17 protein-coding genes and 1 tRNA gene are annotated in these 26,384 nt (G+C 68.3%); 12 read left to right on the top strand and 6 right to left on the bottom strand.

The features are described from left to right. The first annotated feature begins 13 nt into the window (after positions 1–13). Positions 14–3,517 (top strand): ATP-dependent helicase, encoded by a 3,504-nt coding sequence (locus tag AC4D14_RS00645; RefSeq protein WP_490900461.1) that lies wholly within the window; start codon positions 14–16, stop codon positions 3,515–3,517. Positions 3,518–3,652: 135 nt separating this feature from the next. On the opposite strand, the gene AC4D14_RS00650 is transcribed toward AC4D14_RS00645, so the two are convergent. Beyond that, positions 3,653–5,083 carry a macrolide 2'-phosphotransferase gene (locus AC4D14_RS00650; protein WP_490899641.1) on the bottom strand — a complete coding sequence of 477 codons (1,431 nt, stop codon included), beginning with the start codon at positions 5,081–5,083 and terminating at the stop codon, positions 3,653–3,655. Between the two features lie 139 nt (positions 5,084–5,222). On the opposite strand from AC4D14_RS00650, the gene nudC reads away from it, so the two are divergent. From nudC to AC4D14_RS00665, 3 genes are all read left to right on the top strand, one after another. Beyond that, positions 5,223–6,182: an NAD(+) diphosphatase gene (gene nudC / locus AC4D14_RS00655; protein WP_490899642.1), complete on the top strand. Its 960-nt coding sequence runs from the start codon at positions 5,223–5,225 to the stop codon at positions 6,180–6,182. Further along, positions 6,179–8,281: an ATP-dependent DNA helicase UvrD2 gene (locus tag AC4D14_RS00660; protein WP_490899643.1), complete on the top strand. Its 2,103-nt coding sequence runs from the start codon at positions 6,179–6,181 to the stop codon at positions 8,279–8,281. Before nudC ends, AC4D14_RS00660 begins: the two co-directional genes overlap by 4 nt. A 97-nt stretch (positions 8,282–8,378) precedes the next feature. Then, positions 8,379–8,894: a M48 metallopeptidase family protein gene (locus AC4D14_RS00665; RefSeq protein WP_490900462.1), complete on the top strand. Its 516-nt coding sequence runs from the start codon at positions 8,379–8,381 to the stop codon at positions 8,892–8,894. A 164-nt stretch (positions 8,895–9,058) separates the two neighbouring features. Here AC4D14_RS00665 and AC4D14_RS00670 read toward each other — a convergent pair whose 3' ends face one another. Beyond that, positions 9,059–10,495: a zinc-dependent metalloprotease gene (locus AC4D14_RS00670; RefSeq protein ID WP_490900463.1), complete on the bottom strand. Its 1,437-nt coding sequence runs from the start codon at positions 10,493–10,495 to the stop codon at positions 9,059–9,061. A 309-nt stretch (positions 10,496–10,804) separates the two neighbouring features. Here AC4D14_RS00670 and AC4D14_RS00675 point away from each other — a divergent pair, with 309 nt between their 5' ends. The 4 genes from AC4D14_RS00675 to AC4D14_RS00690 all read left to right on the top strand — a co-directional run bounded on the left by AC4D14_RS00675 (position 10,805) and on the right by AC4D14_RS00690 (position 16,460). Further along, entirely contained in the window at positions 10,805–11,902 is a 1,098-nt protein-coding gene (locus AC4D14_RS00675; RefSeq protein ID WP_490899644.1) for a YlbL family protein, read from the top strand. Positions 11,903–12,171: 269 nt separating this feature from the next. Next, positions 12,172–15,195, top strand: coding sequence for a UPF0182 family membrane protein (locus AC4D14_RS00680; protein WP_490899645.1), 3,024 nt, complete (start codon positions 12,172–12,174; stop codon positions 15,193–15,195). 52 nt (positions 15,196–15,247) lie between these two features. Further along, positions 15,248–15,321: transfer RNA gene (locus AC4D14_RS00685), tRNA-Met, on the top strand. A 218-nt stretch (positions 15,322–15,539) separates the two neighbouring features. After that, the gene (locus AC4D14_RS00690; protein ID WP_490899646.1) at positions 15,540–16,460 is read left to right on the top strand and encodes an NAD-dependent epimerase/dehydratase family protein; all 921 of its coding nucleotides are present in this window, start codon (positions 15,540–15,542) and stop codon (positions 16,458–16,460) included. A 54-nt stretch (positions 16,461–16,514) separates the two neighbouring features. Here AC4D14_RS00690 and AC4D14_RS00695 read toward each other — a convergent pair whose 3' ends face one another. The 3 genes from AC4D14_RS00695 to AC4D14_RS00705 all read right to left on the bottom strand — a co-directional run bounded on the left by AC4D14_RS00695 (position 16,515) and on the right by AC4D14_RS00705 (position 21,107). Then, complete coding sequence (locus tag AC4D14_RS00695) at positions 16,515–17,906, bottom strand: cryptochrome/photolyase family protein (protein ID WP_490899647.1); 1,392 nt, start codon at positions 17,904–17,906, stop codon at positions 16,515–16,517. 274 nt (positions 17,907–18,180) lie between these two features. Continuing rightward, positions 18,181–18,942, bottom strand: a complete 762-nt coding sequence (locus tag AC4D14_RS00700) for a PspA/IM30 family protein (RefSeq protein WP_490899648.1) — start codon at positions 18,940–18,942, stop codon at positions 18,181–18,183. Positions 18,943–19,013: 71 nt separating this feature from the next. Then, complete coding sequence (locus tag AC4D14_RS00705; RefSeq protein WP_490899650.1) at positions 19,014–21,107, bottom strand: TPM domain-containing protein; 2,094 nt, start codon at positions 21,105–21,107, stop codon at positions 19,014–19,016. 290 nt (positions 21,108–21,397) lie between these two features. Here AC4D14_RS00705 and AC4D14_RS00710 point away from each other — a divergent pair, with 290 nt between their 5' ends. The 4 genes from AC4D14_RS00710 (at position 21,398) to AC4D14_RS00725 (ending at position 25,532) form a co-directional block, all read left to right on the top strand. Beyond that, the gene (locus AC4D14_RS00710) at positions 21,398–22,834 is read left to right on the top strand and encodes a S1C family serine protease (RefSeq protein WP_490899651.1); all 1,437 of its coding nucleotides are present in this window, start codon (positions 21,398–21,400) and stop codon (positions 22,832–22,834) included. Between the two features lie 106 nt (positions 22,835–22,940). Next, the gene (locus AC4D14_RS00715; protein WP_490899652.1) at positions 22,941–23,783 is read left to right on the top strand and encodes an electron transfer flavoprotein subunit beta/FixA family protein; all 843 of its coding nucleotides are present in this window, start codon (positions 22,941–22,943) and stop codon (positions 23,781–23,783) included. Between the two features lie 44 nt (positions 23,784–23,827). Next, positions 23,828–24,775, top strand: coding sequence for an electron transfer flavoprotein subunit alpha/FixB family protein (locus AC4D14_RS00720; RefSeq protein ID WP_490899653.1), 948 nt, complete (start codon positions 23,828–23,830; stop codon positions 24,773–24,775). 1 nt (position 24,776) lies between these two features. After that, the gene (locus AC4D14_RS00725; protein ID WP_490899654.1) at positions 24,777–25,532 is read left to right on the top strand and encodes a PIG-L deacetylase family protein; all 756 of its coding nucleotides are present in this window, start codon (positions 24,777–24,779) and stop codon (positions 25,530–25,532) included. A 46-nt stretch (positions 25,533–25,578) separates the two neighbouring features. Here the strand turns inward: AC4D14_RS00725 and AC4D14_RS00730 are convergent, their stop codons facing one another. Beyond that, complete coding sequence (locus AC4D14_RS00730) at positions 25,579–26,379, bottom strand: anti-sigma factor (protein ID WP_490899655.1); 801 nt, start codon at positions 26,377–26,379, stop codon at positions 25,579–25,581. Between the last annotated feature and the right edge of the window lie 5 nt (positions 26,380–26,384).

A 26,384-nucleotide genomic window follows, 5' to 3' on the forward strand; every position in this document is an offset into this window, starting at 1 on the left:
CGAGACCGCCGGCATGCGGTTTTCCGCACGTGAACTGGCCGAGCTTCTCCACACCGATCCCGGGTCGCCGGTGCTGTATCCGACGGCCGACCAGGCCCGCGTCATCGAAGCACCCCTCGAACCGCTGTTGGTGATTGCTGGAGCGGGTTCGGGCAAGACGAAGACGATGGCGGACCGTGTTGTCTGGCTTGTCGCGAACCGGCTGGTGCGACCCGAACAAATCCTTGGCGTGACCTTCACCCGTAAGGCGGCCGGAGAGCTCGGCACGCGGATCCGGCAGCGCCTCGCCTCCCTGTACCGAATCATCGACGGCGACGGCCTCGAAGCCGGGGAGGACCGCCTCGACCCCGCGGTGTCGACCTACCACTCCTTCGCCAACGGGATCGTTCAGGACTATGGGCTGAGGATCGGCGTCGAACGCGATTCGGTGATGCTGGGAACGGCCCAGGCCTGGCAGCTGGCCAGTTCCGTCGTCGAGGCGTACCGCGGCGAATGGAGCCATTTCACCGCTGCGAAGTCAACCCTCGTCAAGGCGGTGCTCGCGATGGCGGGCGAGTGCGCCGAACACCTCACCTCCCCGGCGGAGGTGCGTGCTGTCCTCCGCGCGCACATCGATGCGGTGGAGGCGCTGCCCTATTCCTCCACGGCCTCCCGCCGCCCCGCCCAGGCCGTGGGCGGCCTCCTCGACCGCCTGCGGACGCGGGTGAGCGTCACCGAACTTGTCGAGGAGTACGCCGAGGCGAAACTGGCCCGCCGCCAGCTCGACTTCGGCGACCTCGTCGCCCTGGCGGCGCGGATCGCCCAGGAGATTCCCGAGGCAGCCGCCATGGAGCGCAGGAAGTACCAGGTGGTGCTCCTCGACGAGTTCCAGGACACCTCGCACGCGCAGATGGTTCTCTTCTCCCGCCTTTTCGCCGACGGCCGCGCCGTTACGGCCGTGGGTGATCCCCATCAGTCGATCTACGGTTTCCGCGGAGCCTCCGCGGGCCAGCTGGGCACGTTCCGCACCGCGTTCCCCGCGCCGGCGGAAGGGGGCAGGCGGACACCGTCGCCGGTGGCCAACCTGTCGGTGGCCTGGCGCAACTCAACGTCGATCCTCGCCGCCGCCAACACCGTCTCGGGTCCGCTGGGCGTTCCCGCGCCGTGGCTGCGGTTCGCCCCGTCCCTTGAGGTGCCGGAGCTGCTGCCCAAACCGGGCGCGCCCCGGGGGGAGGTGTTTCTCGGACGCTACCTCCTCGATGCCCGGCCCGCCGGGGACACGCTGCCCGGAACCGCGGACGGGGAGCGCCATGCGCCCGGTCCTGTCAGCGAGGCTGAAGCGCTGGCCCAGCAGGTGATCCACCACTCACGCAGGACGTTCGAGCGGGACGAGGACGGAGCCCGGGTGCGCCCCAGCATCGCCGTGCTGTGCCGGGGACGGAAGCAGTTCGAGCCGATCCGGCGCGAACTCGAAAAACACGGCATCCCGGTGCAGATTGTCGGACTCGGCGGGCTGCTCCGCACCCCCGAGATTGTCGAACTGCTCGCGGTACTGCGGGTCCTCGGAGACCCCGACCGGTCCGACTCGATGCTGCGGCTGCTTGCCGGAGCCCGCTGGCGGATCGGGCCGGCGGACCTCATGGCTCTCGGCGACTGGTCGCGGCAACTGGCGCGCACGCGGGAAGCGGCGGCACGACGCGATCCCCGAGGCGGTCCCGCGGGAACGGCCGGCGCGGCTCCCGCGCCGGGCACCGTGCGGCCCGCACCCGCTGTCGGCGGCATGATGGACGGCTTTGCGCCGGAGGACGGCGGCGCCGTCGAGGGTGTCGTCGAGCACGATGCAGCGGAGAGCGGGAGCCTCGTCGAAGCGGTGGACCAGCTTCCTCCTGCGGGTTGGGTTTCATCCGCCGGACGCTCCCTCAGCGTGCCGGGACGGCACCGGCTTGAGCGGCTCCGCGGAGAGCTGCGCCGGCTTCGGGACCACGTGGGGGACGACCTCGGCACGATCATCGGAGAGGTCGAGCGTTCGATCCTGCTCGACATCGAGGTCGCGGCGAAGCCCGGCGTCGGCATCCATGAGGCGCGCCGGAACCTCGACGCCTTCTCCGAAGCGGTGGCAGGCTTCAGCTCAAGCGCCGAACGGGTCGACCTCCCCGCCTTCCTCGCCTGGCTTGAGGCGGCCGACGCGGAGGAGGACGGTCTCCCCGTGGCCCAGCTTGAGGCAAGCCGCGAGGCAGTTCAGCTTCTGACGGTCCATGCGTCCAAAGGCCTGGAATGGGATGTCGTGCTTGTGCCCGGGCTCAACGAAGGAAGCTTCCCCAGCGGAGGTAACTCGCGGTGGAGCAGCGGCGATTCGGCGATTCCCTGGAACCTCCGCGGAGACGCCCCCGAACTGCCACAGTGGGACTGGGAGCAGCCCGACCAGAAGGAATGGCTCGACAGCGAGAAGCGGTTCGCCGACGAGGCCGGTGCCCATGCCGAACGGGAAGAGCGACGGCTCGCCTATGTCGCCTTCACCCGGGCCAAGCATGTGCTCGTGTGCACCTCGTCCGTCTGGGGCAGCGGACGGAGCAAGCCGACGCCTCCCTCCGGGTACCTCCTTGACCTTCACGGGCTGGCCGAGCAGGGCGAACCGGGCTTCACTGTCTCGTCGTGGGTGGGACAGGATGAGGAGGGGAGCGAGAATCCGGCCAATGCTGTTCCGCTTCGGGCGGTGTGGCCAATCGATCCCCTCGGACTCCGCCGCCCCGCCGTCGAGGACGCGGCCGCGGCGGTTGCCGCGGCAACCGCGGCCTTCGCCGAGGCGGACGACGCACGGATGCAGCTGCTGCTTCCACGCAACGGGCGCTGGACGGACGAGGTTGAGTTGGCGCTGGCCCGGCAGGCGAGCGACGAAGAGGTGCTTCCCGTGCGGCTCCCGCCCCACATCTCGGCATCGACCCTCGTGGAGCTGGGGGAGGATCCGGCCGCGGTCATCCAGCAGCTGCGCCGGCCGGTGCCGCGCCAGCCGGGGTCTGCAGCGCGCAAGGGGACCGCATTCCACGCGTGGATCGAGGAGTTCTATGGGACCAGCGGGATGCTCGACCTCGGGGAGTACCCCGGGGCCGCGGATGCCCATGTCGATTCGGCGCTCGGGCTGGCGGACATGGCCGACATTTTCCGGAGCTCGGAATGGGCGGCAAGGATGCCCGACGGCATCGAAGTGCCAATTGAGACGAACGTCGGCGGCGTCGTCGTCCGCGGCCGGATCGATGCCGTCTTCCGGGATCCCGACGGCGCCTGGGACCTCATCGACTGGAAGACCGGCAGGCCGCCAAGCGCGGCGGAGCGCGCGGCGAAATCTGTCCAGCTGGCCCTCTACCGGCTGGCCTGGTCCCGGCTCAAGGGCGTCCCGCTCGACGAGGTGCGCGCAGCATTCTTCTATGTGGCGGACAACCTGCTGGTCCGCCCGCACGACCTCGCGGGGGAGGCCGAACTCGAACGCATCATTGTGCGGGCCGTCGACGCAGGACAGCAGCAGGGCGACTCACCCCGGTGAAGCGCAGGCCGCGCCCGGCCACATCGTGAGGCACGCGATGGAGCGTGGCTGCGTGCGCCGCGGTGCGGCCCGCGATGGGGCGGGATGACGGGGCCGTACGCCAAGGGTGGGACGCGGCAGGGTGGAAAGGCGCGGCTAGCTCCGGGAGGAAACGATCGGCAGTGCCGTCGTTTCGGTGTCGTTCGCCGCACCGGCAGTGCCGGGGCGGAGGACGGTCACGGCCGAAGAGCCACCGGCGCGTCCGGAAACGCTGGGGGAGTAGGCTCCGCCGCCGAAGGCTGCGTCGTCGAGCGGGTTGTCATCGTGCACGGCGCCGACCACGGTGACCCGGGGAGAAGGTTCGGCCGGAGCGGGCAGTCCGTCGTCCTCCGGGCCCGCGGCTCCGGTGCCTCCCGCGCTTCCGGCGATTCCCGGCGAGGCAGCGGCAGCCGAAGGGGCGGCCGGATCGGCCGGCGATGATCCGGCATCGGGACGGCCCGCGCCGGAGGAAGCGTCTTTTGATGGTGCGGGTGCTTCCCCGGTCGGCGGGAGGAGCGTGGCACCGGAGCGAAGGCCGGCGTGCGGGACGTTCTTTTCACCCTCGGTGCGGGCGCCTCCCGTGGGGCCCGACGCCGCAGGTGCCGCGGCGGGCGGTGCCTCGTGCTGCGCCAGTTCAATCTCCCGAACGTCGGCCTCGAGGATCGACATCATCTCCTGGGCTTCGGCGATCATCTGGCGGTCCTCCATCGCCAGGCCGCGCACCAGCCACTGCGCGAGGGCGAATTCCGCGGCAAGGGCGGCGCGCCGGGCGATATGCGGATCGACCGAGGTGGTGCGGGCTTGCGCATAGGCGGCGTAGACGGCCTCGACGAACCCGCTGTCCTCCACCGCGGCAAGCCACGCAAAGTCATCGGCCGGATCGCCGATGCGCAGGTCGGTCCACCCCGTCACCGCCGAGACCTTCCCCCGCGCGATCAGCAGGTGGTCTTCATGGAGGTCTCCGTGGACGACAGTGGCGCTGAAGCGCCACAGGGTCACGTCTTCGAGCGCGTGCTCCCAGCGCCGCAGCAGGATCGGGGGGATGCGCCCTGTCGTTGCGGCCTGGTCAAGCTCGTTGAGCTTGCGCTGCCGGAACTCGTTCGCCTCATAGCTTGGAAGGTTCGCCTGCTGGACGAGGTCCTGCGGCAGGTCGTGGATTGCGGCGAGCACCCGCCCCAGTTCGGCGGCCATGGGGCGCCCGGCGGCGGCAAGCGACCCAAGGTCGCGCGTGCTTCCTTCGAGGTGTGAATAGACGAAGGTGCTGAGGTTGCCCTGACGGACGCTGCCGGCAATGTGCGGGATGAGGAACGGCAGTTCCGCCTTGACCGCGGGTGTGAATGCCCGGAGTGCCTGCAGTTCGGTTTCCAGCCGCATGCTCGCCTCGGGGTGCCGGGGGGAGCGGACCCGCCACTGTTTTCCGGCAGCGTCGACCAGCAGCGCCGAGTCGAAGTCGGCGGCGTCGTCGGGTGCGCCGGTGACGCCGGTGGGGGCTAGCCCAGGCACAGCGGCGCTGGCAATTGCAGCAAGTTCCATGGGTGTCCGTTTCACACTGTCAACGGTAGGTGCATCAACGGGCAGCGTCCCGTTCCCCTGCGGCGAGTCGTCAGATGGCTGTAATTCTTCAACTCCTCCTCCACCGGGGAGCAGCCAAATGTCTTTTGAGGGAGCAAGAAAGTACCGTAGAAGGATGAGTGAACCGCTGCGCACCGCTGTCCTCCCGCCGCTTGGTTCGCTACCCCTGGCACGGTCCGACGCCGATCGCGGCGGGGATTTCCGCATGATGCCCGGCCTGTTCGATACGCTGTGGGATTCACCTGAGACACGGGTCATGCTGCTGGCGGAGGGCCGCTCCCCGCTCGCCGACGGCGCGCTGCGGCTGTACGGTGCCGCTGAGGTTGAACGGCCCGAGAACCCGATCTACCTTGGGCAGGTGCTCGACGGCGCCCCCGATGCGGGCCGCCATGTGGTGCTGGTGACGCTCGAGGAGCCCGACCCCGCACTTGCCCCGGCGGATTCCTGGCAGGGCCTGCGCGACGTCGCGGCTTCGCTGAGCGCCCGCGACGCCGGGTTCTTCGTCCAGGCCGCGGCGATCGCGAACTGGCATGCCACCCACAAGCATTGCCCGCTGTGTGGAACGGCCACCCTCCCGATCGACGGCGGATGGGTGCGCCGCTGCCCCGCGGACGAGTCGCTCCACTATCCCCGGACCGACCCGGCCATCATCGTCTCGGTGATCGACTCCAACGACCGCATCCTCCTTGGTTCGGCGGTTTCCTGGGCCGTTGGAAGGTTCTCCACCCTTGCCGGGTTCGTTGAGCCCGGCGAGTCCCTCGAAGCTGCCATCGCCCGCGAGGTCGGTGAGGAGGCGGGGGTCGAGATTCACTCAGCGGAGTACCTGGGCTCGCAGCCGTGGCCTTTTCCCGCGTCCCTGATGCTCGGGTTCACCGCTGTCGCCTCCGGCACCGAGCCGGTGCCCGACGGCGTCGAAATCCGCGACCTGCGGTGGTTCACCCGCGCCGAGATCCACGAGGAGGTCCGGGCCGGACACATCACGGTGGCCGGAGAGATTTCGATTGCGCGCGCCATGATCGAACGCTGGTACGGCGGCCCCCTCGACCAGACGCCCGGCGAGGTTTCCGGACAGTGACCGACCTGACCGTGGAAGAACGGATCCTCGAGGGTCTCGACGAGGAACAGCGCGCCGTTGCGAGCACGCTTGCAGGCCCCCTGTGCGTGCTGGCCGGAGCAGGTACAGGCAAGACCCGTGCCATCACCCACCGCATCGCGTACGGGGTCCACACCGGCGTCTACAAGCCGCAGCAGGTCCTTGCCGTCACCTTCACGGCCCGGGCGGCCGCCGAGATGCGGACCCGCCTGCGCGATCTCGGGGCAGGCGGGGTGCAGGCCCGGACCTTCCACGCGGCGGCCCTGCGGCAGCTGCAGTACTTCTGGCCGCAGGCCGTCGGCGGCCCGCTCCCGGCGCTGGTGGACCACAAGGCGCAGCTCATCGCGGAATCGGCCCGCAGGCTGAGGCTCGCCACCGACCGCGCGGCCATCCGCGACGTTGCGGCGGAGATCGAGTGGGCGAAGGTGTCGATGCTGATGCCCGACAGCTATGTCGCAGCGGCGGCCGGACGATCCCAGCCCGCCGGCATGGACGCCACCACCGTGGCGAGGATCTTCTCCACCTACGAGGACCTCAAGATCGACCGCAACCTGATCGATTTCGAGGATGTGCTGCTGACCACGGTGGGGATCCTCGAGGAGGACGACAAGGTCGCCGCCGCGGTGCGGAGCCAGTACCGGCATTTCGTCGTCGACGAATACCAGGACGTCTCGCCGCTCCAGCAGCGCCTCCTCGACCTGTGGCTCGGCGAACGGCGGGAGCTGTGCGTTGTCGGTGACGCCAGCCAGACCATCTACTCGTTCACCGGGGCCACCTCACGGCATCTGCTCGACTTCACCCGGAGGTATGAGGGCGCCCAGGTTGTGAAGCTTGTCCGCGACTACCGGTCGACGCCCGAGGTGGTGCGGCTGGCCAACACCCTCCTCGCGGCCCGCGACGGCGAGAAGGACACAAGGTCCGGGGCCACATCCTGGTCGGCACCGCTCGAACTCATCGCGCAGCGCCCTTCGGGCCCCGAACCGGTCTTCACCGAATGCAGCGACGACGAAGCCGAGGCGGCCGACGTCGCCCGCAAGATCACCCAGCTGCTCGAGTCCGGCGTCGCCGCAAGCGAGATCGCGATCCTTTTCCGCACGAACGGGCAGTCGGAGGCGTACGAACAGGCGCTGGCCAGCGCCGGTATCGGCTACCAGCTGCGGGGCGGCGAGCGTTTCTTCGCCCGGCGCGAGGTGCGCGACGCACTGCTTCAGCTTCGGGCGGCGGCACGAACGGAAGGCAACGACGACGTCCCGCAGCAGGTACGGGATGTGCTCGCCTCGCTCGGCTACACCTCGACGGCTCCGGCGAACTCGGGGGCCGTCCGTGAGAAGTGGGAATCCCTTGCCGCATTGGTGGGCCTCGCCGATGAAATGAACGAGGCCCGCGGGGGCATCACCCTTCGGGAGTTCGTAGCGGAACTCGAAGAGCGCGCCGCGGCCCAGCACGCGCCCACAGTGCAGGGTGTCACGCTCGCCTCGCTCCACTCGGCCAAGGGCCTGGAGTGGGATGCGGTGTTCCTCGTCGGACTCAGCGAAGGCCTCATGCCGATTTCCTTTGCGGACACCCAGGAAGCCGTCGACGAGGAGCGCAGGCTCCTCTACGTCGGCATCACCCGGGCGCGCGCCCATCTTTCCCTGTCCTGGTCCACCTCGCGCTCGCCGGGCGGCAGGGCGTCCCGGAAGCCCTCGCGGTTCCTCGATGCGCTGCGTCCTGCCGGATCCGGAGGGCGGGTCTTCCGGCAGCCCGTGGCCAAGCGGAGCAGGAAAACGTCGGCCCCCGCGGTGTGCCGGGTCTGCGGACGCGCCCTGGGCACCGGCTCGGAGCGGAAGATCGGCCGGTGCGGCGACTGTCCGGTCAGCTACTCGGAGGAGACCTTCGATGCCCTTCGCAGCTGGCGTCTTGAACAGGCGCGCGAGAAGGACGTCCCGGCCTTCGTTGTCTTCACCGATGCCACCCTGATTGCCATTGCTGAGGCAAGGCCGCAGACGCTCGATGAGCTCGGGGAACTGGCCGGAGTGGGCTCGGCCAAGCTTGAAAGGTACGGGGAGGCGGTCCTTGAAATCATCGGCGACAACAGCTGAGGCGGAAGCGGTGCCCGCGGCATCGGCGGCCGGAGGACCGGCTCGGGAAGGATCCCGGGCCGAGGCGGGGCCAGGGGGACGCCACGCCGCGGTCCCGATGCCCGTTGAGGTGCGGCGCTCGGCGCGGCGCCGGCGCACGGTAAGCGCCGATGTCCGCGACGGGACGGTCATTGTCTCAATCCCCGGCCACTTCTCGAAGGCCCAGGAGGAGGAGTGGGTTGCCCGGATGCTGCGCAAGATCAGCGGGAAGTACGCCGCAGCCTCAGCCGCCCCTGGTGCCGGCGGGGAGCTCCTGCAGCGGGCCGCCGACCTCGCTAACCGGTACCTCGGCGGCAAGGGCATCCCTGCCAGCATCGGGTGGGTCACCAAACAAAACACCCGCTGGGCATCGGCCACACCCTCGAGCCGGTCGATCCGCCTCTCGCACAAACTCCAGGGAATGCCTGACTGGGTTGTCGACTACGTGCTCCTCCACGAGATGGCCCACCTCATAGAACCCTCGCACAACCGGGTCTTCTGGGCACTGCTCGAGGGGTACGCCGACACCGAGAAAGCCAAGGCCTTCCTCGCCGGCGCCGCGTTCGCAGCGGACCGGGGCCTGTCCGGGCGGTAGGCCCAAGGCTCCACTCCCGCGTGACGGACCAGGGCGGCGAGCCCGGCCGGTCACCTCAGCCGACTGCCTCAACAGCCGATCATCTGAGCGCGGATGACCCCGCCCGCAGACCCGGACCTGCGACCCCGGGCCATGACTTCGGGTCACGGCCCGGGCGGAGAAGCCTAGGCGGCCGACGGGCCCTTCGGGCTGTCGCCGCCGTCGACGTCGCCCGCGCCGCTTCCGGCACCGTCACCGGCGTCGCCGTCCGTGCTGCCGACGTCCGGATCGGTACCGGCAGCGGATCCGCCGGGAGCATCATCGGGGGAGGCAGGGTCGTCGAATCCGCCGTCCAGCAGCCGTTCGAGGGCGGCGTCGACGTCGGCGCCCGAGGACTCGAGCAGCTTGCGCCTCTCGGTGAAGCCCTTCGGGTCATCGAGGTCTTCGGCGCTCGGCAGGAGGTCGGGGTGCTGCCAGATCGCGTCGCGTCCTTCGATGCCGCGCTCGTCGGCAAGGTGGGACCAGAGCACCGCCGCATCGCGGAGGCGCCGGGGCCTGAGCTCAAGCCCGACCAGTGAGGCGAAGGCATGCTCGGCAGGGCCGCCTGTCGCACGGCGCCGTCTCACCATTTCGCGCAGCGCCGGCGCCGAGGGCAGGTTCTCGGCCGCGGCGGCGGTGACTTCGTCGACCCAGCCCTCGACGAGGGCCAGGGTTGTCTCAAGCCGGGCCAGCGCCGTCTCCTGCTCGCGGGTGCGCTCGGGCATGAACACACCCTGGGAAAGGGCGGCCTGCATCGACTCAGGGTTGGTGGGGTCGATGTCGCGCGCGGCCTCCTCGATCTTCGTCATGTCGATGTGGATGCCCCGCGCATAACCTTCGATAGTGCCCATCAGGTGGCCGGCAAGCCAGGGCACGTGCGTGAACAGGCGCACGTGCGCGGCTTCACGGGCGGCGAGGAAGAGCATCACTTCCTGCTCGGGTACGTCGAGGCCCTCGCCGAAGGCTGACACGTTCGCCGGGAGCAGTGCCATGCGCCCGTCAGCCAGCGGTATGCCGATGTCGGTGGAGCCGACGACATCCTTGGACAGGGCGCCCACGGCCTGCCCGAGCTGCATGCCGAACATTGCCCCGCCGATGTTCTGGAGCATCGAGGACGGGCCGCCGAGCATGCCCATCATCGACTTCATTTCCTCGGGCAGCTGTCCCGAGATGGTGTCGGAGAGCGCCTTCGCGATGCTCGTCGCAACGGGCTCGGTCAGCTGGCGCCAGGTGTCCATTGTCGCTTCGACCCACTCGGCGCGCGACCATGCACGGCCCAGCTGGCCGGTGCTTGGGAAGGCCGTGACCGGATCGATCCACAGTTCGGCAAGGCGGAGGGCTTCATCGACGGAACGCCGCTGCAGCGGCGTTACCGACGGGTCGTTGTCGGAGGCGGCGACCCGGCGGGCGTGGTCGTGGGCCAGCTTCCAGTTGACCGGGCCTTCGCTCGTGCCGGAAAACATCGCCTGAACCTGCTGCATCATCATCGCCATGGCCTGGGGGTCGGAGGGAAGGCCGGCGGCCTTGGCGATTTCCTGGGGATCGAACCCCTGGGCGTCCCCGCCAAGCATGCGGGCGATCATCTCCGACAGCGGGTCTTTCGGCGAATCATCGTCGCCGAAGGGGTTGGATGGGTTGGTCACTGATACCACCGGTCCTGGGAGTCGCTTGAAAGTCCTGCCCGTCCCGGCATGCGATTGCACCGGTCCGAGCAGCTGTGGGGCCAACGTTACCGGCAGGCCAGCCCGTGGCCTAGAACGGCGCTGGGCGTTCGCTGAGGGCAAAGCAGGGGCGGGAGCAAGCCGCCGTTCCGGAGCGTTTAGGCTTAGACCCCGGATATGTTGTGGCTGGCCCGGCCACGAGGCCCATGCCATCGAAAAGGATGTTCAACCGTGTCGAAGTCAGCCCAGCCCGCAACGCTGGACCCGGTGGGGCCCCGACGCCCCAAGGATCCCCGGTTTGGGGCAATGGTTGTTTCAGGTGCGCTGGCGCTCCTGCTCGGCGGAGCGGCGCTTGTGCTTCCGGCGCCTTACGTCCTCGAGGCTCCCGGGCCGACGTTCAACACCATCGGCGAGATGGATTCAAAGCCCCTCATCGAGATCACCGGGCGGGAAACCTTCACCCCGGAGGGCGAGCTTGACCTGACGACCGTGTATGTGAGCGGCGGCCCGAACGGAAGCGTCAGCATCTTCGACGCGCTCTACGCCTGGATCGACCCCAGCCAGAACGTCGCCCCGGAAGAGCTGGTGTACGCGCCGGGGACGACCGAATCCGACGTTCGGGAACAGAACGCCGTCGCTATGGTTTCCTCGCAGGAAGCGGCGATTGCCGCCGCGCTTGAGCACCTCGACATCCCCTTCAGCGAGAGCCTCTCGGTGATGGACCTCGCCGAGGACTCGGCGTCCGAGGGCATCCTCGAACCGGGCGACGTCCTCCAGTCGGTGGCCGGGAAGCCCATCACCAACATCGACACGCTCCGCTCGGCCGTCGCGAAAGCCGCCGGCGACGGCGTCACGCTCGGTGTCCTGCGCGAGGGCGCGGAGACCGAGGTCTCGGTGACGCCCCGGCGGTCGGCCGAAGGCGACTACCAGCTGGGCGTGCTGCTCACCTCGGAGTTCGACTTCCCCTTCGACGTGACGATCGCCCTCGACAACGTCGGCGGCCCCTCGGCGGGAAGCATGTTCGCGCTGGGCATCATCGACAAGCTGACCGAGGGCGACCTCACCGGAGGACGCCATTTCGCCGGCACCGGAACCATCGACTCGGCCGGAAACGTCGGAAGGATCGGCGGCATCCAGCAGAAGCTGGTTGGGGCGCAGGCGGACGGGGCCGAATTCTTCCTCGCACCGGCCGAGAACTGCGACGAGGTCATCGGCCACGTGCCCGACGGACTGCAGGTGGTCGCGGTGGAGACGCTCGACGACGCCGTCGACGCTGTCGAACTGCTCGGATCCGGGGCCGACGGCTCCTCCCTTCCGACCTGCAGCTGACCGCGGGCGGCTCCTTGGTTGGCCGCGGAGCCGCCCGAGCAGCGCGTCTGCGGTCCCGATCCCGGCGCTTTAGCGCAGCTAGGACACGGTTGGGAAACGATCCGGCCTCCCGGGGCGTAAATCAGGAACTGAATTGCGCCGCCCGATCGTGGACAGGGCAGAATGGAACAACGAAGACAGAGGCTGCACGCCGTTTCCGCCCCCCGGGTCGGCGACAGACTGTTCAGTCAGCGTCGTCGTGACCCGATGCAGCCAACGATGAGGTAAATGTGACATCCGGACCAGACCGGCCCTTCGGCAGCAGGCCGAGCCCCTCAAGTTCCACCGCCGCCAACGCCCCACGACGACGCAGCCCCTTGATTCCGACGATCATCGTGGTCGCGCTGCTTGTCATCGCCTTCGTCTACTTCTCGCAGGTCTACGCGGACATCCTCTGGTACAACCAGTTGGGATTCCTCGAGGTGTTCCTCACCGAGAACCTCTCACGGATTGCCCTGTTCGTCATCGCCTTCGTGGTGATGGCCGGTGCCGTGTACGCCAGCCTCCAGATCGCCTACCGCAGCCGGCCCATCTACGCGCCGGACAGCGTCATGCAGGACAACCTCAACCGCTATCAGGCGCAGCTTGAGCCGATCCGCAAACTGCTGATGATCGGCATCCCCGTGGTCCTCGGCGCCTTCGCCGGAACCGCCGCCGCCTCGCAGTGGCAGCAGATCCTGCTGTTCATCAACCAGGAGCCCTTCGGGCAGGCGGACCCCGAGTTCAACCTCGACTTCAGCTTCTACATGTTCACCCTGCCCTTCTTCGGTTTCCTCACGGGGTTCCTGACCAGCGTTGTGGTCATCGCCGCAATCGCCGCGGTGCTCACCCATTACCTCTACGGCGGAATCCGGCTTGAGGAAAAGGGGCTCTTCACCACGAAGGCGGCGCGCGTCCAGATCGCTGTCCTCGCCGCGCTTTTCCTCATCCTGCAGGGCATCAACTACTGGCTTGACCGCTACGGCACCCTGCAGGGTTCGGGCGGCCGCTGGACCGGCGCGCTCTACACCGATATCAACGCCGTCATCCCGACTAAGGCAATCCTCGCCGTCGCGGCGCTGATCGTGGCGGTCCTGTTCATCCTGTCGGCGGTCATCGGCCGCTGGAGGCTTCCCATCATCGGCACCGCGATGCTGATCATCACCGCGATCCTCGCCGGAGGCGTGTACCCGTGGGTGGTCCAGCGCTTCCAGGTCACCCCCTCCGAACTCACCCTCGAACGCGAATACATCCAGCGCAACATCGACCTGACCAGGGTGGCCTACGGGCTCGACAAGGTCGAAGCGGTTCCCTATAACGCCGTCACCGATCCCGAGTCCGGGGCCCTGCGGGAGGACGCCGAGACGACGGCGAACATCCGGCTGCTCGACCCGAACCTCGTTTCCGACGCCTTCAGCCAACTCCAGCAGTTCCGGCAGTACTACCAGTTCCCGCGCACCCTCAACGTCGACCGGTACACGGTCGACGGCGAGGTCCAGGACACCGTGATCGCCGCCCGGGAACTCAAGCCCGAAGGCGTCCCGGCGGGATGGGTCAACGAGCACGTGCTCTACACGCACGGCTACGGCGTCGTCGCCGCCCGCGGTTCGGTCGTGGAGGCCGACGGAAAGCCATCCTTCACCCTCTCGGGCATCCCGTCCGCCGGCCCGTTGGGCACCGACGAGACGTATGAGCCCCGGATCTACTTCGGCGAAGCATCACCCGAGTACTCGATCGTGGGCGCACCCGAAGGATCCGAGCCCCGCGAGATCGACCGGCCGCAGAGCGACGATTCCGACGAGGAATCAAAGAACACCTTCGTGGGTGAGGGCGGCCCGAGTGTCGGAAACCTCTTCAACAAGCTCGTTTACGCGATCAAGTTCCAGTCAACAGACCTGATGCTTTCGGATGCTGTCAACGGCGAATCGCAGATCCTCTACGACCGCACCCCGCGTGAACGCGTCGAGAAGCTCGCTCCGTACCTGACCATCGACGGGAACACCTACCCGGCTATCGTTGACGGACGGGTCAAGTGGATCGTTGACGGCTACACCACCAACAAGTTCTTCCCGTACTCCACCCAGCAGGAGCTGGAGTCGGCGACGATCGATTCGCAGACCGCGGAAAACCTTTCAACGCCGCTTCCTGCGGATCAGGTCAACTACATCCGCAACGCTGTCAAGGCGACGGTCGACGCGTACGACGGCTCCGTCGAACTGTATGCGTGGGACGACCAAGACCCAGTCCTGAAGGCCTGGCAGAAGGTGTTCCCCACAACGATCCAGCCGTACTCCGAGATGTCGGCCGACCTGATGGCGCACGTGCGCTACCCCGAGGACCAGTTCAAGGTGCAGCGCGAGTTGCTGGCCCGCTACCACGTGACGAACGTTGACGTGTTCTTCGCCAACAGCGATGCCTGGAGCGTCCCGGACGATCCGACCGGAGGCGACACCGACGTCAAGCAGCCGCCGTTCTACCTCTCCCTCAAGGTGCCCGGCCAGGAGGAAGCGGCGTTCTCCCTGACGACGCCGTTCATCCCGTTCGTCGAACCCGGTGGGGAAGCACGCAACGTGCTCTACGGTTTCCTCTCCGCCGAAGCGGACGCGGGAACGGAGGCCGGCGTGAAGTCCGAGGACTACGGAAAGCTGAGGCTGCTCGAACTGCCGCGCTCGACGTCGGTGCCGGGCCCGGGCCAGGCGCAGAACCGCTTCAACTCCGATCCGACCGTCTCCAATGCGCTGAACCTGCTGCGCCAGGGCGCCTCGGAAGTGAGGAACGGAAACCTGCTGAGCCTGCCCGTCGGCGGCGGCATGCTGTACGTGCAGCCGGTGTACGTCCAGTCCTCGGGAGCGTCGTCGTACCCGACCCTGCAGCGGGTCCTGGCCAGCTTCGGCGAGCGGGTCGGGTTCGCGCCCACCCTCGATGAGGCGCTTGACCAGGTGTTCGGCGGCGACTCGGGGGCAGATGCCGGAGATTCCGAAAACGCCGGTGAGACACCGACCGACCCGGAGGTCCCGGCCGAGGATCCCTCGGCCCAGCAGGCCCTCCGGGACGCCCTCGCCGACGCACGCGATGCGCTTCAGGAAGGGCAGGCAGCCCTGGCGGAAGGTGACTTCGCGGCCTACGGCGCGGCACAGGACCGGTTGAACGCAGCGCTGCAGCGGGCGATCGACGCCGAGGGCGGCCTTGAGGGAGCCGAGGTTCCGCCGGCCGGAGCCGAGGGCGAAGCCCCGGCCGAAGCAGCTCCTTCCCAGGCGCCGGAGTCGGGCGGATAGGCCCTCTCCAATTTGCTTCAGTGCCCCGCGGCCGGTAATGTAAATACCACGCCGCGGGGTGGAGCAGTTCGGTAGCTCGCTGGGCTCATAACCCAGAGGTCACAGGTTCAAATCCTGTCCCCGCAACAGAAACAGAAGTCCCGGCCTCGAAAGAGGCCGGGACTTCTGCATTAACCGGCAGCCGCACGCCGATCTCGCCGTGCAAGGGCCGCCCGCCTCCCGCGGGAGGTAATGAAAGCGGCAACATCGCCCAACTCCCTTGACTGCCCTCCACCGGAACTTCCACACTCGAATCAGGAGCGCTCGTGCCCGGGTCGAGTGCCGCGGATGCCCTAGGAGGAACAATGCGTGTCCTTGTTGCCGGTGCCGGTGGTGCGATCGGACGCCCTATCGTCCGCCGTCTTGTGTCCTGGGGCCATGAGGTGTCCGGGCTCGTGAGGGGGGATGCCGGGGCTGCGCGCGTTCGGGAGGACGGGGGCACCCCCGTCATCGCCGACGTGCTGGACATCGACCATGTCGAGCAGGCGGTTGCGGGAGCCCGGCCCGAAGTGGTGGTCGACCAGCTCACGGCCCTGCCCCAGCGCTATACGCCGCAGGCTATGCGCGACTCCCTGGCCCACACCAATGACGTGCGCGTGATCGGGGGAGGGAACGTGCAGCAGGCCGCCCTGAGGGCCGGAGCGAAACGCTTCGTGGGCCAGTCCGGCTGTTACTTCTACGAGCCGGGCGAGGGGCTGGCCGAAGAATCGGAGCCCTTCGTCTCGGAGGGGCCTTCACTGGTCGCCGGGAACGTTTCCGCATTCAAGCAGGTCGAGGAGCGGATCCTCGGGCTTCGGGGGGGAACCACGGGCCTGGTGCTTCGGTACGGGTTCTTCTACGGCCCGGGAACCTGGTACTCGCAAGATGGCGACATGGGCGAGCAGGCGCGTGCGGGTCAGCTGGGGGTGCTCGGCTCCGGGGATGGCGTATGGTCATTCGTCCATCTTCAGGACGCAGCGGACTTCACAGCGCATGCCGCCGTCAACTCGGATGCAACAGGCCTGGTGAACGTCACGGACAGCGACCCGCTCCCCATGCGGGAGGTGATCCCCGCCTTCGCCGCGTTTGTGGGTGCTGAGCGGCCCGCCGTGTACCCGATCACGGAGGAGACGGACAAGGATGGCGTCTTCTACGCGACAGCGATGAGGGGCGCGAGCAATCGCCGTGCGCGCGAGGAATTCGGCTTCAGCCCCCGCCGGCTGGAGTGGCTCGGCGGGAAGGATTAGCCCACTGCCACGCGGGTTCCCGCACAGGCCGGACAGCCGGAGTCCGGTGGCGGATCAGGTCCCCGAGATGGCCTTGTAGGCTGCCAGCGCCCGGGCGCGTGTCTCGGCAAGGTCGACGATCGGCGGCGGATACCCCGGTGCGGAGCCCTTCCACGGCTCGTGGAGGTTTTCGGCATCGGCGAGTTCGGGGACATACCGCAGCAGGTAGGCGCCCTCGGGATCGAACTTCCTGCTCTGCGTCACCGGGTTGAAGATGCGGAAGTAGGGGCTCGCGTCGGCCCCCGAACCGGCGACCCACTGCCAGTTCGCAGCGTTGCTCCCAGCATCGGCATCAACGAGGTTGTCCCAGAACCAGCGCTCGCCGATCCGCCAGTCGATCATGAGGTTCTTGATCAGGAAGGACGCCGTCGCCATGCGCGCGCGGTTGTGCATCCAGCCGGTCTGGCGCATTTGACGCATTCCGGCGTCGATCATGGGGTAGCCGGTGCGGCCACGCTCCCAGGCGGCGAGCTCGTCGCGGGTTTCGCTCTCCCAGGCGAAGGCGTCGAACTCCTTGCGGTAGTTCGTCGTCGCAAGCGCGGGGTTGAAGTAGAGGAGCTGCCAGCAGAACTCCCGCCAGCCGAGCTCCGATCCGAAGACCCGGAGGTCATCGGCAACCTGCGGCTCCGTCCGCTCCTGAAGTGCCTTCCACACCTGGTAGGGGCTGATCTCGCCGTAGCGCAGGTGGGGCGAGAGCCGGCTGGTTCCCTCAGCGCCGGGGAGGTCCCGGTTGGCCGCATAGCCTTCCGCCCGGGATTCCATGAAGGAGTCGAGCCGATCCAGCGCCGCTTCCTCTCCGGGCACCCAGGTGTCACGGAGCCCCTGCGCCCAGTCCGGCTTGGTGGGAAGCAGGCCCCAGTAGTCGAGATCGTCCGAGGACGCAGCCGGGCCGGCGAGTGACCGGGGAGCGGCAAGCGGGGCGCGCGGGGCCGGCTCCTTGAGGCAGGCACGCCAGAAAGAGGTGAACACCTTGTAGGGTTCGCCGGACCCGTTGCGCACCTCCCATGGCTCGAACAGCAGGTTCGCCTTGTGGCTGACCGCCGCAATCCCGCGTTCGGTGCACCACGCCTTCAGTGCGGCGTCGACCTCCCGTTCGGCAAGGCCGTACCGGCGGTTCCAGACCACACCGGTGGCACCGACATCCTCGATGAGTTGCGGCAGCACCTCCCCGGCGGCCCCGCGGCGCAGCACCAGCGACCCGCCTCGGTCCGCGATCGACGCCGACAGGGCGGCGAGGGAATGGTGGAGCCACCAGCGTGAGGCGCCTCCCAGGGGGCGAATTCCGTCGCTCTCTTCGTCAAGGATGTAACAGACGACGACGTCGTCGCCGCTCGACGCCGCAGCGGCAAGCGCGGGATTGTCTTGAAGCCGAAGATCGTCACGGAGCCACACCAGAGTTACGCCCATTCGCCCAATCTACCGGGGCGGCAGGGGTGCCACCTTTTCCAGATTCGGTTTGACGTATCTGGAAGGGAGTGCCGGTGAGGCGCGGGATGACCGGCGGGCGGCAGCGCACGCGCTAGGCCGCGCCTGACGCAGCGCGGCTAAAGCAGCAGTGCCGCAGCGCGGTTAAAACAGCAGTGCCGCAGCGGATCCGCTGCGGCACTACTCATGGCTTGTCCACCGGCCAGCTGGAATTCCAGCCGGAACCGGAACCGGACCCGGGGCCCGGGCGGCGGGCTCAGGAAGTTGTGGTTTCCGTGCCCTGACCGATTGCCGACGGAGCCGGCGATCCACCGGACTTCAGTGCGGCAAGCCGGGCTTCGATCTCCGTCTGCTCGCCGAGATCCTCGAGGCTCTCGAACTGCGCGTCAAGGCTCGAGCTCGCAAGTTCCTGCTGTCCGCGGACCTTGGCTTCCTCCCTGCGGATCTTCTCCTCGAAACGTCCCACCTCGCTTGTGGGATCGAGGAAGTCGATGCTCTTGACTGCGTCGTGGACCTGCTGCTGCGCTTGGGCCGTCCGCGCGCGGGCAATGAGCTGGTCCCGCTTGCTGGTGAGCTCGCCCAGCTTGCCCTTCATCTGGTTGAGGCCGGTCTTCAGCTTCTCAACGATCTCGGTCTGGGAGTCGATGGTGGGTTCGGCGCCTTTCGCCTCGTTCTCCGCGGCAATCTGCCGCTGGAGCGCCACCTTCGCCAGGTTGTCGAACTTCTCGGCATCCACTGCATCGCCGGCGGCCCGGTACTCGTCCGCCTTCTTCGAAGCGGCGAGGGCCTTGTTGCCCCAGCTGCGGGCGTTCTCCACGTCTTCGTTGTAGTCGTCCTGGATCATCCGGAGGTTCCCGATGGTCTGCGCTACAGCGCTCTCCGCCTCGGCGATGCTGTTGGTGTAGTCGCGGACCATCTGGTCCAGCATCTTCTGCGGATCCTCGGCCTGGTCGAGCACGGAGTTGATGTTCGCCTTGGCGAGCTGGGCGATCCGACCAAAAATTGACTGCTTTACCATGAGGTTTCCTCTCGATCTGTGAATGTTTTCCGTTCGTTCTGATGCGGCGGTCCTGCTGCCGCTCCTCGGTGCTAGAAGTCGCCTCCACCCCCGTCGAAGCCGCCGAATCCGCCGCCGCCTCCCTCGAAGCCGCCGAATCCGCCGCCGCCGAATACGTCGCCGCCACCGCCGTCGCCTCCGCCGCCGAAGAATCCGCCGCCACCGCTGTTGAGGAGGCCGCCGAGCAGGATGCCGCCGAGCAGCGCCCCGCCCACGCCGTCGCCGCGTCCGCCGTACCGGCCGCCGTAGCCGCCCCCGTAGCCGCCGTAGCCGCCCATCGCGCGTCCTCCGAAGCCCGAGACATCCTGCTCGGCGAGCTGGGCCGCCTGGTCGGCAAGCATCACAGCCTGCTGGGCGTGGGAGAGGGCAGTGACCGGATCGGAATCCTGAATACCCAGCGCATAGTCGAGGTTTCGTCCGGCTTCGGCGAGGCGCGTCCGGGCCTCACTGCCGACCCCTCCGCGCCGGGCACGGATGTAGTCCTCGGTCCCTGAAATCCGCGACTGGGCGGCGACGAGGGTGTGCTGAAGGGATTCGCGGGCCCGCCGTGCCTGGTCGTTCTGGTCACGCACGCCTCCGATGGCGCCGTCCAGCTGCCGGTGGGCGCCTTCGACGCGTTCGAGCAGCGCGATCGGATCGAACGGCCCTGCCTGCCGCTGCGAGCGCACCGTCTGGAGCGCGGACTCCGCCGCAGCCACGGGGCCGACAAGGTCGTCGTGGCGTCCGGTGCGGACCATGGCAGTGGCCTGCGCGAGGTCCTGGGTGGTGTCTATGACGGCCCGCTCAAGTTCCGCCTGCGCTGCCTCGAGTTCGGTGGCACGCTTGTCGATCGCATCGAGCAGCAGGTTCGCCTGGCTGACTGCCTCCTCGGCGGCGCGGACGGCGACAACGGCCGGGCCGGTTTCACCGGCGTCCATCCTGGTCCGGGCCTCGGCGGCGGCACTTTCGACGAAGGCCAGCCGTTCCCGCGCCTGGTCGACGTTGTCCTGGACCTGCGAGGTCGCGGAGTCCGCGTACCGCCGGCGCAGGGCGTCAAGGCGCTGTTCGGCGGCGACGAACCGGGTGCCTGCCGCGTTGGCCGCACTCCGGGCGGCCTCAAGTGCCTTGGGTGCATTCCGCTCGAGCTCGCGCAGGGAGTCAAAGTCGGCCTTGTGTGCCTGGAGGGACTCATTGACCGCCTCGCAGCGTCGGATGATGTCACCGAGCCAGGACCGCTGCTGCTCCTCGGTATCGGGGATGTGGTCGTCGAGCTGCTGCTGCAGCTTGAACGATTCGCTCATGTGCACCTTGGCCGCGGCGATGTCGGCTGCGAACGGCTTCACGGCGGCGTCGCCGTACGAGGCCTGGGCGAAGCCAAGCTCCTGTTCGCTGGACTTGATGGCGTCGTCCGCCGCAACCAGCAGGCTTCCGGCGCGCTTGCGCAGGTCCTCAACGCTGAGCGAGGCGAGCGGGTCGACGACCGCTCCGTCGGCAGCCTGCCCCGGGCCGTAGGTGATGGCCTTGTTCTCAGCCGTCTTGGGCCTGCGGGAGCGCAGAAAGAAGTAACCGCCTGCGCCTGCGAGGGCTACGAGCCCGACAACGAACCCGAGACCGCCCAGTCCGCCGGCGTCACCGGCCGCCCCGCCGGGTGTGTCGGCGCCGGCAAGGACCGCCTCTGTTCCCTCGACTGCCGCAATGCCTGCCTCGGCGTAGTTCTGGCCATCGAGCTGCGGGTCGATCTGCCGGGCGAAGATGTCGTTCGTATTCCCCGCGACCTCGGTGCCGTTGCCCGCGACGAACCGGGCCTGCCCGGAATCGACCGCCACCGCCAGCAGTGCGTCGTCCGGGCCCAGGTTGCTCGCCTCGGCTGTCTGCTGAGCCCAGGCCAGCGGGTCCGAGGGGTTGGCGAAGGTGTCAACGTAGACGACCTGGACGGTGTATCCGTACTGGCCCTCGAGGTCGCTGATCGCGGCCTCGACATCGCTGACGTCCGCCGGGGTGAGCACCCCCGCCTCATCGACGACAGTCTCGCCGTCAGGGAAATCGATCGGATCAGCGGCAAATGCTGCACCGGCAGTCCACAATGGCAGCGCAATCAGGGCGCTGAGCGCCGTGGCGGCGCCCATCCGCCTGGTCATCGGTTGCATTCAATACCCTTCAGCATGTTCCCCCGGTCACGCCCGTCGGGAAGAAAGGCGATCGACGCCGGGGCTCTCTGATTTTTGATTCTATGGCCGGTGGTTGGGGCCGTCCACCGCAGGGTCTATGCCACAAGCGAAACAGCCGTTCCCGGCAGGGCAGGCGAGGCGGCCGCCAAAGGGGAATAATGGATAGTCCACCGGTGCCCCGGAGACTTCCAGCACACGTCCAGCAAACGTTCGAGGAAGCTCCAGCCTCAGGGACGATAGTTGAGGCACCGAGATGAAAGGAAAAGTAGATGGCTGACCAGTTTGGCGGACCCTTCGGTTCCGAGCGCCCGATTCCGCCGAGGCCGAGCGTGCCGCCTGCACGGGAGGCCGACACCGCGCCCTTTCCCGCCGTTGGCGGACCGCGGCCGGAGGACCAGCCCACCGCCGGTTACCCTTCACCAACCGCCACCCAGCAGTTCCCCGGCGCCGCCGGGGGTCACCACGGTACCTTCGGCCCTCAGCCGGCGCCCTACGCAACGCCTCGGAAGAAGGACCGGAAGCGCATCGGAGTTCCGACCTTCGTGGCGGGCGTGCTCGCGGCCGGCCTGATCGGCGGCGGAGTCGCGGCAGCCGCCGATGGAGTCTTCGACGGCGGAAATCCGGCGGCCGGCGTCACGGGAGAACGCGGCGGATCGGTGGTCGTTAACAACGCCGACAGCGTCACCGAAATCACCGGCGCAGCAGTAAAGGCTTCCCCCAGCGTGGTGACGATCGCCGTGAGCGGAAACGGATCCGGCGGATCGGGCTCGGGCATCATCATCGACCAAGAGGGCCACATCCTGACCAACACGCACGTCGTGACTCTCGGTGGCCAGGTTTCCGATCCCGAGGTGGAGGTGAAAACCAATGACGGTCGGGTGTTCAAGGCAGAGGTCGTAGGAACCGACCCGCTCTCGGACCTGGCCGTCATCAAGATCAATGCGCCCGACCTGACGCCGGCGACCCTGGCCAACTCGGACGAACTGAACGTGGGCGACACGGCGATCGCCATCGGCGCCCCGCTCGGCCTGAGCGGGACCGTGACCGACGGAATCATCTCAACGCTCAACCGCACGATCAGCGTTGCGTCATCGGCGGTGCCCGAAGGCCAGTCCGACACACCCGAAGGGGATCCGGGCGACGGGTTCAACTTCCTGCCGCCCGACGGCTCGCGGAACCAGCAGCCGAAGTCGCAGGGCTCGATCTACCTCAACGTGATCCAGACCGACGCCGCGATCAACCAGGGCAACTCCGGGGGTGCCCTCGTCGATTCGCAGGGCCGCATCATCGGCGTGAACGTGGCCATCGCCTCAAGCGGATCCGGTGAGAGCGCGGGCAACATCGGCGTCGGCTTCTCGATTCCGATCAACTATGCGCACCGCGTGGCCGAGGAACTCATCGCGGACGGCAAGGCAAGCCACGGCTTCCTCGGCGTAAGCGTCCAGGGAGCCGCCGCCGGCACGTCCTCGACCTTCACCGTCGGCGCGAAGGTGGCTACGATCGAGCCGGATTCGCCGGCAGCCGCGGCGAAAATCCAGGAGGGCGACGTCATCACGAAGGTGGGCGAATTCCCCATCGGCGATCCGCAGGCGCTGACGGCGGCCGTGCGGATGCAGGAGGTCGGCAAGAGCGTGCCGGTCGAGGTGCAGCGCGACGGCGAGACCCTCACCATCCCGGTCACCCTCGCCGAAGCGCCCGCAGCCTGAGCACCGCGGCCGGCGGCCGGGACCGCCGGCGCACCGGCCTGCCCGGGCGCCAGTATGGTTAGCTATGTTGCGGGTTGAATTGCCGCATCCGATCAGAAAGGGACCCATGGACGAGGCCCAGGCCGCTGGAGTTGACGCTGCGGGACTGAACATCGCCGTCCTGGTCAAACATGTGCCCGACGCACAGTTCGACCGGCACATCGGCGGCGAGCACAACACCACCCAGCGCTCCGAAAGCATCCTCTCGGAACTCGACGAGTATGCACTCGAGGCTGCGCTGCAGCTCGCTGAGAAGGATCAGGGCGGAGCCGGCGACCACCGGATCACCGCCGTCACAATGGGCCCGGCAGCGGCGGTGTCCGCTGTCAAGAAAGCCCTGCAGATCGGCGCCCACGAGGGCGTGCACCTCGCGGACGACGCCCTCGCAGGCTCCGACGCGGCGGCGACGTCACTGGCCCTTGCCGCCCTGCTGCGCCACCTCGGCGGGTTCGACTTGGTGATCACCGGGATGGCTTCCACCGACGGCGAGACGTCCCTGGTCCCGGCGCAGCTTGCCGAGCGCCTTGAGCTTCCGCAGGTCACCTTCGCCTCAACCCTCGAGGTAGCCCGGGACGACTCCGGCTGGAGGCTCACCGCCCGCCGGGACGGCGATTCCTACTCGGAGACCCTGGAAACGTCCCTTCCTGCACTCGTTTCGGTGACCGATCAGATCAATGAGCCCCGCTACCCGAACTTCAAGGGCATCATGGCGGCGAAGAAAAAGCCGATCCGCACCCTGGCCCTCGCCGACGTGGGGCTGACGCCGGACGATGTAGGCCTCGCCGGTTCGTGGACCGCCGTCCAGTCCGCCAGCCCGCGGCCACCGCGCACGCAGGGCATTGTGATAACGGACGAGGGCGACGCGGGCCTGCGGCTCGTTGACTTCCTCGCCGGGCAGAAGCTTCTCTAGGCCGGCTGCAGCCGACCCCAACATTTCCTTCAGGAGGCCGCACGATGGCTACGGTACTTGTATTCCTCGACGACCGCGGGGCGGTGCTCTCCAAGAGCGAGCGTGAACTGCTTTCGCTCGCAGCCTCCCTCGGGGAGCCCGCGGTGGCGATGCCCACCACGGCGGACCAGCCCTACCTTGACGGCGTCGGTTCCTACGGCGTCGCCCTCGCCTACGTGCCCGAGGACCCTGCGCTCGCGGACACCCTCGTGGCGGGCAAGGCCGCGTTCCTGGCCGAGGCAGCGCGGCAGTCGGGCGCGGGCGCGATTTTGCTCGGCAACTCCTATGAGGCAAAGGAGATTGCGGCACGGGTGGGTATCCGGCTCAATTCCGGGGTCATCACCGATGTCGTCAACGTCGCCCCGGATCTCACAGCGACGAAGTCGGTGTTTGCCGGGTCCTACACGGTGCAGGCGAAGGTCACCTCCGGGGTTCCCATCCTGACGGTGAAACCCAACACCTTTGAGGCGGTCGAAGCCGGACTGCCCTCGTCCCCGAAGCTGGTCTCCGTCGCGGTGCAGCCGCCGGCGGCCGCCGCACGCATCACCGGGCGCGTTGAGAAGCCCGCCACCGGACGCCCCGACCTCGCCGAAGCCAGGGTCGTGATTGCGGGCGGCCGTGGCGTGAACGGCGACTTCGGGCCCCTTGAGGAACTCGCCGACGTCCTCGGCGGAGCGGTTGGGGCGTCGCGGGCCGCGACCGACGCCGGATGGATCGAACATTCAGCGCAGATCGGGCAGACCGGCAAGACGGTTTCACCCCAGCTTTACATCTCCGCCGGCATTTCCGGCGCCGTTCAGCAGAAGGCGGGAATGCAGACCGCGAAGGTTATCGTGGCCGTCAACAAGGACGCCGATTCACCGGTCTTCGAGATCGCCGACTTCGGGATCGTTGGAGACCTGTTCACGGTCCTGCCCCAGGCCACCGAGGAAATCCGGAAACGGAAGGGCTGACGTGGCCGTGTACAACCCGGTCTCCGGCTCTGTCCGGCGGGTCCTGTGCTTTGGTGCCCACCCGGACGATCTCGACTTCGGCGCCGCGGGAACCATCGCCGCCTGGACCGCGGCTGGGGTGGACGTGCGCTACTGCATCCTCACCGACGGCGACGCCGGCGGGTTCGCCGAAAAGGACCGCCCCGAGATCCTTGAGACACGGCGCGCCGAGCAGCGTGCTGCCGCAGGCCTGGTCGGCGTCACCTCGGTGACATTCCTGGGGGAGCGGGACGGGTATCTGCAGCCCAGCGAGCCCGTGGTGAGGGCGATCGTCGCCCTCATCCGCGAAGTCCGGCCGGACGTCGTCCTGTCAATGCACCCGGAGCGGAACTGGGACCGGATCCAGAAAAGCCACCCCGACCACCTCGCGTGCGGCGAGGCCGTAACCCGGGCCGTGTATCCGGCTGCGGAGAACCCTTTTGCGTTCCCCGACCTCGCGGCGGCGGGCCTGCAGGCATTCCGGGTGCCGTGGCTTTGGTTCTATGGCGGCCCGGACGCCTTGGAGAACACCTTCGTCGACATCACCGACCATGTTGAGCAGAAGCTTGCGGCAATCCGGGTCCATGCCAGCCAGCACCCGGACCCGGAGCGGATGGACGCAGCCGTGCGCCAGATCCTCCAAAGCTACGGGGCACGGGGCGGGCTGCCCGCCGGACGCAGCGCAGAGGTGTTCCACGCAGTGGCAGTCAATACCGAGCAGACGATCGCCGGGTTCTAGCCACCGGGTTGAGCCGTTCCGGATCCGCCGGGCCCTCCCGGGCCGCTCACGTCTGGAAGGGGATCTCCGCGACGGCGGGCAGGGTCGGCGCAGCGGAGCCGCCGGCCGGCTCAACCGTAATCGCCAGGGCGCGGTCGGTGACAATTCCCTCGACCTCGGTGATCTTCGTTCCCGAGACATCCTCGGCGGTCATCGTTCCAACCGAGACGGGCGCGGAACCGTCGGCGGGCAGGCGCCACATCTGGTAGACCGATCCCTCGGGGGGCGCCGGTACTCCCTTCAGCGTCACGACTGCCGCGTTCTCCTCCCGCGACACCGCCAGCCCGGCAGTGCCGCCTGCGGGGATGGTGAACTCATCCTGGCGCACATCGGAGGCTGAAAGCACCTCGTCCTGCACGGAGGGCTGGTCAAGGTTCTGGGCCACAGTCACGCCGCCAACGGCCACGACGGCGGCCGCGGCGGCCGCGAGGAGCCAGCGGGCTCCGGGCAGTCGGCGGCGTCGCCGCTGGGCGAGTTCGTCGATGGGCGGCGCCGGTGTGGCTCCGGTTCCGGCAGGGGGCTCCTGGCCTGTGCCCTGGGGGCCGGGAAGCTGGTCGAGGATCCGGTCGAGCAGGCCCGCAGGGGGCTCTTCCTCCTGGAGCGCATAGGCCTGGGTGATCGCCTCGCGGCCGGACCGCACGCGCTCGTCGAACGAACGGCGGAGCGCGGGATCGGAATCCGCGAGGAACGCTTCGATCGAACGGCGTTCCTCATCGGTGACGGCGTCGAGGGCGTACAGTTCCGCCCACTCGAGGACGTTGCCCCGCTCAAGATCCTGATGGAGATCATCGGCGAATTGTTTGTTCATATCCT

The organism is Arthrobacter sp. TJ-254, from assembly GCF_058269175.1.